7 protein-coding genes are annotated in these 14,198 nt (G+C 40.5%); 2 read left to right on the top strand and 5 right to left on the bottom strand.

Annotation, left to right across the window (positions count from 1 at the left end; genetic code table 11):
• The first annotated feature begins 19 nt into the window (after positions 1-19).
• Both FNT16_RS02060 and FNT16_RS02055 read left to right on the top strand, forming a co-directional pair.
• Positions 20-4,891, top strand: coding sequence for a PAS domain S-box protein (locus FNT16_RS02060; protein WP_185976661.1), 4,872 nt, complete (start codon positions 20-22; stop codon positions 4,889-4,891).
• Complete coding sequence (locus FNT16_RS02055) at positions 4,884-6,449, top strand: ATP-binding response regulator (RefSeq protein WP_143869993.1); 1,566 nt, start codon at positions 4,884-4,886, stop codon at positions 6,447-6,449. The genes FNT16_RS02060 and FNT16_RS02055 overlap by 8 nt, the downstream gene beginning before the upstream one ends.
• 28 nt (positions 6,450-6,477) lie before the next feature.
• On the opposite strand, the gene FNT16_RS02050 is transcribed toward FNT16_RS02055, so the two are convergent.
• The 5 genes from FNT16_RS02050 to FNT16_RS02030 form a co-directional block, all read right to left on the bottom strand.
• Positions 6,478-8,886, bottom strand: a complete 2,409-nt coding sequence (locus FNT16_RS02050; RefSeq protein WP_143869992.1) for an EAL domain-containing protein — start codon at positions 8,884-8,886, stop codon at positions 6,478-6,480.
• 88 nt (positions 8,887-8,974) lie between these two features.
• The gene (gene trmB, locus FNT16_RS02045) at positions 8,975-9,697 is read right to left on the bottom strand and encodes a tRNA (guanosine(46)-N7)-methyltransferase TrmB (protein ID WP_143869991.1); all 723 of its coding nucleotides are present in this window, start codon (positions 9,695-9,697) and stop codon (positions 8,975-8,977) included.
• 167 nt (positions 9,698-9,864) lie between these two features.
• On the bottom strand, positions 9,865-10,806 hold the full coding sequence (locus FNT16_RS02040) for a carbohydrate kinase family protein (protein ID WP_143869990.1): 942 nt from the start codon (positions 10,804-10,806) through the stop codon (positions 9,865-9,867).
• 4 nt (positions 10,807-10,810) lie between these two features.
• A complete protein-coding gene (locus FNT16_RS02035) occupies positions 10,811-12,349 on the bottom strand; it encodes a mannitol dehydrogenase family protein (protein ID WP_143869989.1) in 1,539 nt (512 codons plus the stop codon).
• Between the two features lie 84 nt (positions 12,350-12,433).
• Positions 12,434-14,149 carry a purine-cytosine permease family protein gene (locus FNT16_RS02030; protein WP_143869988.1) on the bottom strand — a complete coding sequence of 572 codons (1,716 nt, stop codon included), beginning with the start codon at positions 14,147-14,149 and terminating at the stop codon, positions 12,434-12,436.
• Between the last annotated feature and the right edge of the window lie 49 nt (positions 14,150-14,198).

The raw sequence follows: 14,198 nt of genomic DNA, 5'->3' as shown, positions 1-14,198 counted from the left end.
TACTTTAGCATGTTGGCTAGTGCTGAAAGAGTTCTCTTTTGTTTACCAGGAACAGCAAAAACACCAACTTGATATCAGTGCCGCTGCTTTTACTAAAGATTTGGGTCGAACAATTGATGGTGCTTTAGGCTACTTTCAATTGGAAGCAAGTCGATATAACAATGGGTATCCAAATCGTACCCTGCGTAAAAAATTGCCTGAGTCTATTTTAGCCATATCTTCGTACGAGTTGCATAATCAAAATTGGCAATTGCATTTACGGCTGACGTCTGACGTATTTACCGATTACTCGTTAGAACAAAACTTACTTAATCAAGATATAAAACAAACACCGGTATATTTTACCAATTGGGCATCTGATTCAGGCTCACACGAAATACTTCTGGTTTTATTGCAGCTTCCGCATCAAGATACAGTACAACTAGTCACGATTGATTTAGAAGCCGGGAAAAAACGTTTTTTAAACGATGACAGCGAAATTTGGGATGCCTCACAGCAGGCACAAATATCGAGTTTGCGCGAACGCTCGTGGTTAGAAACGAGCGCACCGCTCCGCCTGGGCAGTGGTGCTGAAAAGCTGTATATATTTTCTCAACCGCTTGAGCAGCAATTGATAAATTATCCTATACCAGTGGCATTTATGGCAATAGGTTTATTTATCTTTGTTGCATTCGCGTGGGGATTACAAAGTTTACTGCACCATTTTGTTGTTGCGAGATATGAAAAAAAGTACTTGCGAGCCAAGCAAGCGAATGCGTTATTTGAGGGCTATCTAGAGCATCTTGAAGCACCTGTCTCGATTCAAGATTCAACAGGCAAAATTTTGTATGTAAATAATGCTTGGAGCCAATTAACAAAACTTTCTAGAGAGCAAGTCTTAAATAAATATTATTTTGATGTTGAGAAAGTTGCACAGAGTACGAATCGAAAAACGTTGGAACAATTAGGCGGGGACTATACGCATTTTTCGCAGCGCGAATTTACCGTCGATATCGCAAGCTCTAAACAAAAAACTTTTTTAGGCTCTAAATTTCCGCTTTATAACCACAGTGCAGAGCTGCTTGCGCATGGTGAGATTTATCTAGACATTAGTGCGCAAAAAAGTCAGGAGGTTTTGTTTTCTACTATATTCAATTATACCGTCAGTGGCGCTGCTATTGTTGATAAAAATCGATTTATTAAAGTCAACCCGCGTATGTTGGAGCTGTACCAGCAAACGGATGAAAACTTTTTTTACGACAAGCATTTTTTTAGTGATGAGCTGACCTTTGAGAATGAAGGACAACACAGTCTAGGGTGGCAGTACTTATCGCAGGCCGAAAGCAATAACCGACTGGTTTCGTTTGAATGGGCCTGTACTCGAGATGGGCAAAAATGGTATTCAGAAATTTCTTTAATCCCGATTGTACTGAGCGGTGAAAAGCGCTTTTTATACATTCAAAAAGACATTACTGAATACAAACAGCAAATACAAAGCCTACATGCTATACAACAGCAACTAAGTTCGGTTTTTTCTACTTTACCCGTCGGGGTAGGTGTGTTTTCAGCCACCGGCAGCTATTTACGTTCTAACGAACTGTTTAATCAAATATTGGCTGTAGATACAGATAAACTGGCTGACTTTAATTTATCTTCGGTCAATTGGCAGATGCAAGACCTTGATGGTAGGCCTTTGCAATATCAAGATTGTCCGGTTTATAAGATCTATCACGGGCAATACCGAGTGCGCAGTTATGAGCTGGGTGTTGTTAACTTAGCAGGCGAGTTGCAATGGCTTGAAATGAATTGTGCTGCGTTACCAGATGAAATTGGTGGCGGAATTGTCATCGTGATTAAAGATATCGCACCGCAAAAGAGAGCTAGAGAGCAATTAGAAAAAAGTGAACGCATTTTATCGCGCAGTCAGGCGCTGGCTAAAACAGGGGGCTGGGAGTTTGACAAAACATCAGAAAAATTATACTGGTCAGACGAAGTATTCAGGATCTTTGAAACCCCTGTGTTGCCGGAAAATCTGGCGCCGGAATATTGCTTAAAGTGTTTTTTAGCAGACAGTAAAACCAAAGTTTTTAAAGCCTTTGCTAACTGTTTAGAAAATGGCATACCGTTTGATATCACTGCACAATTAGAAACTTACGCGGGTCATATTTTATGGGTTAGAACAACCGGAGAGGCGGTTTATGCTAAAAATAAAGTAATTGGCGCGGTTGGCAATATTGCAGATGTTTCTATAACCAAGGAAGCTGAGATTGAGTTATTCCGTTCTAAACAAAGGTTAGAGCTGGCAATACAAGGCGGTAATATCGGTATTTGGGATTTTGAATTAGAAACTGAAAAACTTTATGTTAGTGAAATTTGGTGTCAAATGCTGGGTTATAGTCGTGCGGAGTTATTTGAACGCTATGGCAAAAACTGTAATTTATGGCGGATGCTGATTCACCCCGATGATGAGCCAATCGCTGAACAGGCATTTTATGGGCACGTAGAAGGAGCGCTAGATTTATATCAAGCCAAATTTAGGTTAAAAACCGCTTCAGGCGATTGGAAATGGATACGCACGGTTGGTAAGTTTGTTAAGGCGCAGCGTTTTGATGAAAAAGACAGGGCAATGGGCATTCATATCGACATAGACGCGGCTAAACAAGAAGAACGCAATTTATTAGAAGCCAAGTCTCAGGCAGAGCAAGCTGCGATCTCAAAAAGTGAGTTTTTGGCTAATATGTCGCACGAAATCCGCACGCCACTGAATGCGATTATCGGCATGACACAATTGGCTTTAACAGGCGAGCTGGAAGCTAAACAGCGTAATTATATTGAAAAAGTAAACCATAGTGGCTTGCATTTACTGTCTATTGTGAATGATATTTTAGACTTTTCTAAAATAGAATCCGGGCAGCTGACAATTGAAACGGTTCAGTTTAATTTAGCCGAAGTAATAGAGAATGTTAAAACCTTAGTGTTAGTCAAAGCGCAAGAAAAAAATACTAACTTGGTGTTTCGTATTGCCCCTGATGTACCCCTGTTTTTATTAGGTGATCCATTAAGGTTATGCCAGATCCTTGTTAATATCATTGATAATGCAATTAAATTTAGTGAGCAGAATACCCCAGTCTGGCTTGAGGTGACCCATCAGGGCGCAGAGCCGGAGCGTCAACTTATTTCATTATCATTTAGCATAAAGGATAATGGGATAGGGATGAATGACGCGCAAAAAACAAAATTGTTTAAATCATTCAGCCAGGCTGATACTTCAATTACCCGTCGCTTTGGTGGTACGGGGTTGGGATTGGTCATCAGCAAAAACCTTGTTGAGATGATGCAGGGGGATATTTCATTTATCAGTGAACAAGGCAAAGGAACAGAGTTTACGATAGAGCTTCCCTTTGAGCTTGACCGCTCAACTTTTCATCGGCGAGCCAATCAGATTGAGTACGCTTTTGCCAATACTAAAGTGCTGATTGTGTCACATGACGACGCGTTAAAATCACATTTTTGCCAAGTATTTGCAGATGAAAAGATGGGTACTATCGAATTGGCAGACTTATCAATGGAGCTGCCGGATGTACTGCATAGTTTAAATGGAACAAAGCAGCTTATCCTATTGGTTGATATACAAGCGGATACGAAAGGTGCAGAGAACGCTATTCAGACTGCACGTAAACGGATAGAAGCGCATTATTTGAAAGGCTTTGTTTTTGTTTTGACTGACACAGAGCAAAGCAGTGATAATATGCACGAACAGTCTGCATGGCTAGATGGCGTAATTGAAAAGTCGATTTCGCCAAGTAAATTATTGAGTCACTTACTTGAAAAATGCGCTGCTTTAAATTCAGCTGCAGAAAATCACACAATTAATTTAACCGGTAAAAACATACTGGTTGCTGAAGATAATTTACTCAATCAAGAATTGATCTTTGAGCTGTTAACTCGCAAAGGCGCAGCGGTGACGCTGGTGGAAGATGGCGCGATGGCGGTTGATAATGTGCAAGCTAATCAGGATAAATACGATCTGATTTTAATGGATTGCCAAATGCCGAAGGTCGATGGTTTAACCGCTACGCGGCAAATACGCTTGTTACCACAGTTTAAAAATGTGCCTATATTGGCATTAACAGCCAATATCTTACCATCTCAGATAGAAGAGGCTAAATCGGCTGGGATGAATGACTGCATCGGCAAACCCATAGTACCGGAAAAATTATATGAGCAGTTGGCAAAATGGTTATCGTTGGCAACGGTTGTGGATACCACTGTTGAAAAAGAGAACGGCCAAAATAATCTAAACTGGTATCAATTTTTAAGATCTGATGAAGAATTGAATGCAGAAAAGGGCTTGTCGGGTGCTTTGGGTGATTATGAGTTATATAAAAGGCTATTGGTCAGGTTCTTTTACACATATGAAAATTTTGAATCTGATTTTACAAGTTTGATATCTAATCAAGATAGAGAGCAAGCTATTAGACTGGCACACACGTTAAAAGGTACGGCAGCCCAGATTGGTCATAATGTTGTGGCAGAGCTGGCAGCAAACCTTGAGCAGACATTAAAACAAGGTGACTCTGATTTAATCGAAGAGATAAAAGCGCGTTTACAGCTACACTTAAATCGTTTGTTGCTGGTGCTCAATCGTTCTGGACTGATGGTACGCTCTGAGCAAACTAAACAGTTTGATTCAGCTAAAGTACTTGAGCTTTTGTCTGAAGCGAAACAGCTGGTAAGTCGGTATGACACCAGTGCCGTCGATATCATTGAAGAACTGTCTACTTATTTACACGGTACTGTGTTTGAAACGCTTTATAAAGTATTGGAAAGACAAATAAATGAATATGACTTTGATGCAGCCTTGTCTAATTTGCTGGAATTGGAGATAAAATTAGAATCTGAAAATGAATAAATCAATCAGCGCAATAAAAATGACAGCAGCATTTAACACTGACTTTAAAGGCTTGAATGTTTTGTTGGTCGACAATGTACAGAATATCCGCGTAACGTTAGCGGCTATGCTGTCGACGCTTGGGTTTAATAAAATATTGCAAGCTAAAAATGGTATCGAAGCTTTAGCTACTATTGAAGAGCACCCGATTGATATTGTGATTTCAGAGGTTAATTTACCGAGATTGGATGGTATTGAACTGCTGATTAAAGTCAGGGCATCAGAGGCACATGCTTCAATGCCGTTTATTATGTTGTCGGCTGATATTGAACAGTCAGAAGTTTTGCGCGCCATCCGACACGGTGTCTCAGAGTATGTCGCTAAGCCTTTTTCAATTAAGATTCTTGAAGAACGAATTCGGCGCGCTTTGACTACGCCTGTTAATCAAGCTGCTGGGTTAATAAAAAAAGCAGAGTCGTCAAAAAGTAATGAAATCGCAATAGATAGCCGAAAACCGTCTATATTGATCGTGGACGATTCGCCGGATATTATCGATTTGGTCAGTGGATTACTAGAAAAAGAATATACAATTAGAGCAGCCCGCAATGGCAAAGTTGCATTAAAAATTTGTGAATCTGATTTATCACCTGATTTAATCCTACTTGATATTGTCATGCCTGAAATGGATGGTATGAACGTGTGTAGAGAATTAAAAAGTAACCCTAAGACACAGCATATCGATGTTATCTTTCTAACGGCGATAGATGATTCTGAAAAAATCGTCAAGGGCTTTGCGTTAGGGGCCGTAGACTTTGTGACCAAACCTATTGATCCGCCTGTCCTGATGGCTCGAGTGGCGACCCATTTACGCGTTAATCGAGCCAATAAAGCGCTACGAAATCAAATTGATACTCTAATTGAAAATGAAAAACTGCGTGATGAGTTTGAAAGTATTTTACAAAGCGATTTAAAAGGTCCGCTAAATGAAATTTTCAATCAAATTGAATTTATGCAAAGTGCAAAATCAGAGGTTAAAAAGTCTCAGTTACGCATTGATAATTTAAAACGCTCATGCACTTTATTATCTCAACTAATCGATAATATGCTGACGTTTCGCAGAATTGAAAATGGTGACTTCAGGTGTACGCCGTGTCAATTTGATTTAGTGCAACTGATATCAGAAGTGTTTGATTTATATTATGTTGCAATTCAAAACAAACAACTAGAACAGCGTATTAATTTGCCAACTCAATTTATGGTGAATGCTGAACCTTTGTTAACTTCATCTGTTATTGCCAACCTTTTAAACTTTTTAGTGGATACAGCGCATCGAGGATCATACATCAGCTGTGAACTGGTACAACAAGAACAGACGGCTAGCTTGTCTTTGTCGGTATCCAGTGTTTTAGATGAAACCATAGTGGAGCGCTTTTTTGACAAAAGAGCTGTGCTTGCAAATACAGGTAAACACAATATGTATGCGGCCAAATTAATGGCCAGTGTGCAACGTGGGGCGTTGGAACTGACCTCAGATCGACAAAGCGGCACCCAATTGCTGTTTACTTTGCCGGCGCTTTAGCTTCTTACCGGTATATCTCTGTCTGGTATTAACTTGCCAGCTCGGTAAAACACTGAGCGGGTAATATCCCCTGAACCGGCGGTGAAAAATAAAAACCTTGTGAGTAGTCAATGCCCAGTTGTTTTACTTTAGCTTGCAACTCTGCCGAGTCGACAAACTCAGCTACGGTTTCCATCCCCATCGTTTTGGCTGATTCCACTATGGTTTTTACAACCAACTCCGCTTTATTGTCTGTTAATAAGCGTTGAATCAGGCTTCCGTCTATTTTTAATTTGTTTGCCTGTAAATCCAGAATGTGTGAAAAGTTAGAATATCCGGTACCAAAGTCATCAATGGCAACCTGACAGCCTGATATTTGTAGCTCTTCGATAAAATGGCTCATGCCTTTGTGATTTTCAATGCCTTCTGTTTCGGTTATCTCAAAACAAAAGTAACCGGCCAGTTGTCGTTGCCTGAGTTGAAGTAGAATTTCTTGTAGATGCGGTGAGTTAATGTCATAGACGCTCACATTCACGGATACATGAATTTTATACTGTGCAACCAATTCAATCGCTCGCTTAAACACGGCGGCGGTGAGTTTGTGATAAAGCCTAGACTGTTTTGCAATCTCCAGAAAAAAGTAGGGGGAAATTACTTTTCCGTCACTTTCTAACAACCTAACCAGGGATTCATAGCTGGCAATTTCACCTGTTTTATTACAAATAATAGGTTGAAAAAATGCGGTAATTCTATCTTCACTTAAAGCTTGCCTAAGCTTTTTATTCCATTCAATATTTTGCCGTTTCTTGTCCTGTTCCTGCATCATTGGCTTGTGTGAGGATAACGGTAAACCGGCTTTTTTGGCATAGCGAAGCGCGCTATGCGCCTGCGCTATCTTTTCTTTTTGTTGGTTGTCGCTGATGCCTGCTGTTAAAGACACATTGATATTGACACTCGAGGCTAAAAACTCATGTTGTTCTGTTTGTTCAATTAAAAGGCCGATCGACTTTTGCAGGTAATCTAGTTCATTTTGTCGTAAATTTAAGATTGCAAAGTTATCGCCAGAAATTCGATAGAGAATATTACCGCTTTCAATTTTAGAACTTAACCAAATGCTTAATTCACACAATAGTTGGTCAGCAATATCACCCCCATAAAAAGAATTAACATTTCTAAAATTATTTACATCGAGCAGTATTAAGCTGCAATCTGCAAAAATTTTTAAGTCTTCTGTTAGTTTTAACCTGTTCGGTAGTTTGGTTAGTGTATCTGTGTATTGTTGAGCTATCGTTGCATTGCGGTTACGCAAGGCAAAAATTGTCACGACCGAGAGGATAAAAAAGAGTGCTCCTAAAGCGGTCATTAGCCGATAGAGTATTTCTTTATTACGCGTCATAAAGCTTTGAGGCTTATTATATAATTTTGCATGTTTAAACTTGGGGTGATTTACATCTAGCTTCAGTGCTTTCGCTTTTTCGAAATCTATGATTAATTGTTTATTGGGGGTTTTGGGGGAAGGAAGCGGCGTGTTTGCACTACTTAGCAGGACAGTTGCGGCTAACTTAGCTGCAAATTGTCCATACAATGAACCCACTTCATAGCCTGCCAGTACGCCGGGTACAAAGTCTCCGTTAAAAACAATCACCGGAATGGTTTCACTGAGTATGTTTACCACTGCTTGAATATCGAGCAAGAGTCCATCTTCATTCTTTAACGCACCAATTGAACCAACTATCGCGGGGATGTTTTTATATTGGGCTAATTTGTTTAACAGTTCCTCTATCGTATTGGCTGATAAATGAATGAGTTTGATATTCTGCTTATTTTGTTGGTTATATTCGTCAATCGTTTGATGATTGACTTTATCCGTCATTGACGCATCGCCAATAAATAAAATTTCACGACTATCCGGCGATGCATTTTGTAAAAGCGCAACGCTTTGTGTAATTTGTGGCGTTTCAAAAACACCGGTCGTTTGAGTGTGCGTGATTATTTGCATTAAGTGGGTGTTTTCAACACCCGAAAAAATAACTGGAATGTCCGCCATAAAAGGTAAATTGGCAGTTAATATCACTTTAGCTGCATAGTCATCGGTGATGTAAATTAAGTCGGGACGCGTTTTCGCATATTTGTTTTGCAAATACTCGATTACCTGAGCCGTAAAGCTATCTTTTGGATTTATTTTTTTTGTATTGAGATATTCACTGGAATGTTGCAAATCGAGATCGGAGATTTCATTGGCTAACGCCTGTTGAAATGCTTGATATTGAGTTTTCGTCCAATGATAATTTTCGTGATACGAATGAATACTGAGGATTTCAATTTTTTCTTTAGCGTAGCTAGCGGCACTGAATATATTTAGACAAAAGGTAAATATAATAATGAACAGAGTAGCGAAAGCGGTTGAGGGGAAAGGGTGTTTAAAATCATAAACCTGACCCTTCGCGGTAATTCGCATATATACTCAACCTAATAATGACGACAGTTGAAATGATTATATAACATTTTATTAACCAATACTGTGGTAGTGCATATTTATATTAGTATTATTTTTTCTCAAACATTAAATCCCAAACACCATGGCCTAGTCTGTGGCCTCGCTGTTCAAATTTAGTCAGCGGTCTATGTTCAGGTCGTGGCATATAATCGCCGGTGGGGGATTGGTTTTTGTAGTTTTGCTGTGCGGTCATCACTTCTAACATATGCTCAGCATAATTTTGCCAGTCTGTCGCCATGTGGAAAACACCACCCGTTTTTAATTTTTGCGCTAACAGCTGGACAAATTCGGTTTGCACAATCCGGCGTTTATGGTGGCGTTTTTTATGCCAGGGATCTGGAAAAAACAACTGCACAGTTGAAAGAGAGTTGTCGGCCACACAGTCTTTTAGTATTTCAACCGCGTCGTGGTTGATTAATCTAAGGTTTTTGACACCTTTACCACTGGCATCTTTTAAACAGGCACCGACACCGGGCAAATGTACTTCAATGCCGACAAAGTTTTTGTCAGGTGCAGCCATGGCCATTTCAATTAACGACGCACCCATACCAAAACCGATTTCTAATACAACCGGGTTGTCATTGCCAAAAATTTCAGACCATTGATACATTTGCGCTTGATGTTGCAAACCAAAAGATGGCCAAAATTCATCAATTGCCGCTTGCTGGCCTTTGGTTAATCGCCCTTGGCGGGTAACAAAGCTTTTTACTTCGCGAATAAAACGGCCTTTTTCTTTGGCTTGCTCTAGTCTTTCTTTTGATTGTTCGCTCATCTCAGTGCAACATTTAGCTGATATTAAAAATAAGGGTCACATTATTGTGATTAAGCAGGGGAGTGCAAGTAATTTATGCAATCGTCTTAATAATTTACTTGCACTGAAATGTTTATGTTAACGCACGGTGAGCGGCTTATGCCAGCTCACTGCGCACTGTTCAATGCTCACTGCTCGCTATTTGCAGGGGATTGGGTGGGGTCGACAAATAACTGGATTTCTTGCAAACTCAGTGTCGGCGTTGCGCCTTTGTGTTGCGCAATTAAAGCGCCCACCGCACAAGCAAAATCTATTGCCGTTTGTGGGTTGGATTGAACACACAATTGATAAATTAATGAACCCAGAAAACCATCACCGGCACCTACAGTATCAACCACATCAATCAGATAACCAGAGTTATAATAATGCTGCTCGCCAATACGCAAAACAGCGCCGTGACAACCTTTAGTCACACAAAGAAAGTGCGTATCCGTTTGTTGGGCAATAAATGCGAGATTCTGTTCAAGTGAGTGATACGGACTACCCATATGTTTTGCTATTAGATAAAGTTCGTCGTCGTTGAGCTTAATAAAATCTGCTTGTTCCATCCATTCAATAACACGCGTGATATCGTAGTAGGGCGCACGCAGATTAACATCAAATATCTTAAATTTGGCTTCTTTAAGTAAGGCATTTAAGGTTGCTCGGGAAACATCTGCACGGCCGACCAAACTCCCAAAAACAAAACAATCAGCTGCTTTAACCTGCTGTTTCATCGTATTGTTCAGTTCAATATTATCCCAGGCACAATCTTCAAAAATGGTATAACTTGCGCTGCCACTTTTGCTTAATGTTACTTGTACTTCACTGGTTTTTTTGGTCGCGTGGCTGTGAACTAAAGTTGTATCCACTTTGTTTTGCTTCATTAGGCTTAAAATTTCTTCACCCAGTGGGTCTTGGCCGACGCTACTGATCAGTTGTGCGTTTAAACCTAATGCATTTAAACGCCAGCATACATTCAGTGGTGCGCCACCTAAGCGTTTGTCCTCGCCAAAACAATCCCATAAAACTTCACCAAAGCAACTAATGCTAACTTGATTGGCAGGTTTGTTGGTTAAAATGCCAGCCATTGAATTACTCCTTTTCCGTTAGGTAGTTAAGCATAATCGGTTTGATACCCGATTGAGTGGCAGTTGCGTAAATATGGTGCACTGCTTTAATGTAAGCATTAACAAAGGCTTTATTGTTAATTAAATCACCAAAAAGGTCAGCTTGGCGGATAAACGCTAGGTTGTCTTGTGGTGTTTTAGCTGCATTTAGATGAAGCGACTTTTGCATTTCATCTTGGATATTTATGGCTTGCCCATAGCGGTCTACCTGCCGGTCGCTATACCAGCACCAAGCTGCAATCAACAACGCAGCTAACCGAACATCTCGTTGTGCGGCTAAATTTTGACTTGCTGTTTCTAAGATAAATTTAGGGATTTTAGCAGAGCTTTCTGAGCATATTCTGCTGACACTGTCTTTTATGTTTGGATTAGCAAACCGTTCAATTAAATCATTTTTGTAGGCTTCTAAGTCGACGCCTTTAACTTCGTCTAATGTCGGGGTGGCTTCTTTATCCAGATAAACACGTAAAAATTGTTTAAAGACCGGATCTTGAACACATTCATTAATGGTTGAAAAACCCTCTACCGCGCCCAATATGCCAAGCACAGAGTGGCCGGCATTTAATAGTCTAAGTTTCATTTTTTCATAAGGCGCAACGTTATCGACAAATTGTGCACCGGTTTTTTCATCTGCAAGCTGCCATTTTGGGCAGCCTTGAGAAAAATTATCTTCAATCACCCACTGCGTAAACGGTTCGCAAGTAATTGGCCACTGATCAGAAAAACCTAATTGTTGTTCAACATGGTTTAGTTCAACGGCTGTCGTTTGTGGGGTAATGCGATCGACCATAGAGTTCGGAAAACAGACCTGTTCATTTACCCAAGTCGCTAATTCACTGTCTGTTAACTCGATAAAGGCCAGCAACATTTTTTTCGTCATGTCACCATTGTGCTGAATGTTGTCGCAAGACATTACTGTAAAAGCAGGTAAACCCGCTTCTTTGCGCTGTTTTAACGCGGCCGTTAAAAAGCCAAAGGTTGTTTTTGGATCTGTCGGTTGATTAATATCATGCACAATATCAGCTGACTGACTGTTAAACTCGCCGGTGGCCGGGTTAATGTTATAACCCCCTTCGGTAATGGTTAGTGAAACAATTTTAGTGTCTGGATGCGCCAATTTATCAATGACTTTTTGTTTGTCATCTGGGGCCAATAAAAAATCGATCATTGAACCAACAATTTTGTGCTCTATTTCACCATTAGGATGTCGCACAATCACTGTATATAAATAATCTTGAGCTGCGAGAATTTCAGACAGTCCCCGATTGTTTTCGAACAAACCCACACCACAGATGCCCCATTGTTCATTGCCCGCTATTTTTAACAACTCGTTGGTATACACTGCCTGATGTGCACGATGGAAACCACCGACACCAATGTGCACAATACCGGCTTTAAGTTGCGTTCGGTCGTATGTTGGCACATCGATATCCGCCGGTAACTGCGGCAATAAATTTTGCTTTAAACGCGGAAGTTCGATGTGAGATTGTTTGATATTGTTCATTTTAAAGCCCTATCAGATGGATATTTTGAACGTTAATACTGTTTAGCGAGGGCGAACCCTCGCAAATAATTAGGTTTCGCTTACTTAGCTATTGAGTGCTTTTTGTCGCTTGAGTGACCAATAGGCCGTCACAAAATAGACGATGGTGCCACTGATACAAAAAGTCTCGAACAATGCTTTGTTTTGCGTGTACGCTTCCAGCGTCGGGCTGAAAAACATCACCAAACAGGCGTAATAACTAATCACCGCAAGCGAGATAACTGATAAGCCATTGAGTAATTTGCTAAATTTCGAATTATCTACCACAAAAGGTGCTTCAGAGTTGGCTTGCTTTGCTTGGTGTATCTCAATTTTTGCCTGTAAAGCTTCATCTTCTTTCACTTGTTCTGGGTATTGACGGTCTGCACCGTATTTTTTCGCTAGTAAGGTGTAAACAACAATGGTAAATATCCAAGTTGGGATAAACAGGTAATAGAATGACATCACGTCTAATGCGTTTAAACCAAAGCCAAATGCCAGTGCTAAACCCCATGATGCAATTGCCGGTACACTTTTACTGATTTTTTGGTAGCGTGCCCAATAACGGGTTAAACCAATTTTCGGAAACAGCACATGTTCAGCAAATACAATCCCACCCACGGGTACAACTAATAAACCAGCGTAGGTTAATAACGGTAGCATTTGGGTAAATACAAATGGGAAACAAGCGATAACGACAGTCACTAAGCCCACAATACAAGTCGTCTTTTCACGCGAATGTTTAGTAAAGATAGATTGTGCAGCAAGACCCGCCCGGTAAAGGTTCGCATTAGCGGTTGTCCAGCCAGCAATAATAATGATAACAAAACCGGTAATACCTAAAGCTTGATAGGCAACATCACCCGGATCTAAATGAGAGATAGTTGTGCTTAATAAAACAGCTGCACCGGCACCCATGATACCTGCAGAGATCCACGCCAGATAATGGCCGAAGAACATACCCACACCAGACAATAAGCCATAACGTTTTTTCTTGGCAAAACGGAAGATTGCCATATCAATCAAGCCAAAGTGGGTAATTGAGTTAGCTGCCCAAGCAAAGCCGATCACTTCAAGTAGTCCGATACCTTCTTCACCTTGACTGTTTAACCCGGTCCACACCGACATATCGCCAATTTTTATAAAGTCACTCCAGCTACTCACTTGTGTCGAACCTAACACGTGTTCAGATAGCGCAGGGAAGAGTGCAAACGAACCCGAGATAAAGATAACGAACAACCAAGGCGCGCAAATTTTTGAAAAATCAGCAACGGTTGAAAAACCAAACATGGCAACCAATACCACAATTGAACCGACCGCCAGAACAATACCCACAAACCACATATTGGTTGGATACCATTGTAATTGGGCGGGGATATCAAACAGAAACCGGACCGCGGTGGAGGAGACGGTTATCATCGCGGCGGATATCACCGCGAATATAACCACATTCGCCCAGTTATAGAGCTTGGTCATTGAATCGCCGGCAATTTTGTTTAGATAATTGTATAAACTTAATCGCGTTTCAACGGCAATCGGGGCGGTTAACAACCACCAAGAACACATTGCTAAAATATTACCGATAAATAAACCGATAATTATATCGATGGTCGATGCACCTAAAGCTACAAAAGTTGCACCAATGACAAACTCGGTTGCCGCAACGTGTTCACCCGCATACAAACCGGCAAAGTGTTTCCAACCATGTAGTTTATGTTTTGCAACAGGTAACTGTTCTTCATTTACCTCGTGCAGTGGCTGAGTATTTGGATTTATGCTCATTTCAATTCCAACCCTTATTGATTGTTAACTATTACAAACTTTGTAACAG

It is taken from the genome of Catenovulum sediminis, from assembly GCF_007289895.1.
Classification (GTDB): domain Bacteria; phylum Pseudomonadota; class Gammaproteobacteria; order Enterobacterales; family Alteromonadaceae; genus Catenovulum; species Catenovulum sediminis.
The sequence above is the reverse complement of the archived record's forward strand: the minus strand, read 5'-3'. Positions and strand labels throughout refer to the sequence as shown.

Excerpts from the sequence above, each read along its gene's own strand:
- FNT16_RS02055 (WP_143869993.1), top strand. The coding sequence starts at position 4,884 with ATGAATAAATCAATCAGCGCAATAAAAATGACAGCAGCATTTAACACT.
- FNT16_RS02050 (WP_143869992.1), bottom strand. The coding sequence starts at position 8,886 with ATGCGAATTACCGCGAAGGGTCAGGTTTATGATTTTAAACACCCTTTC.
- trmB (WP_143869991.1), bottom strand. The coding sequence starts at position 9,697 with ATGAGCGAACAATCAAAAGAAAGACTAGAGCAAGCCAAAGAAAAAGGC.
- FNT16_RS02040 (WP_143869990.1), bottom strand. The coding sequence starts at position 10,806 with ATGGCTGGCATTTTAACCAACAAACCTGCCAATCAAGTTAGCATTAGT.
- FNT16_RS02035 (WP_143869989.1), bottom strand. The coding sequence starts at position 12,349 with ATGAACAATATCAAACAATCTCACATCGAACTTCCGCGTTTAAAGCAA.
- FNT16_RS02030 (WP_143869988.1), bottom strand. The coding sequence starts at position 14,149 with ATGAGCATAAATCCAAATACTCAGCCACTGCACGAGGTAAATGAAGAA.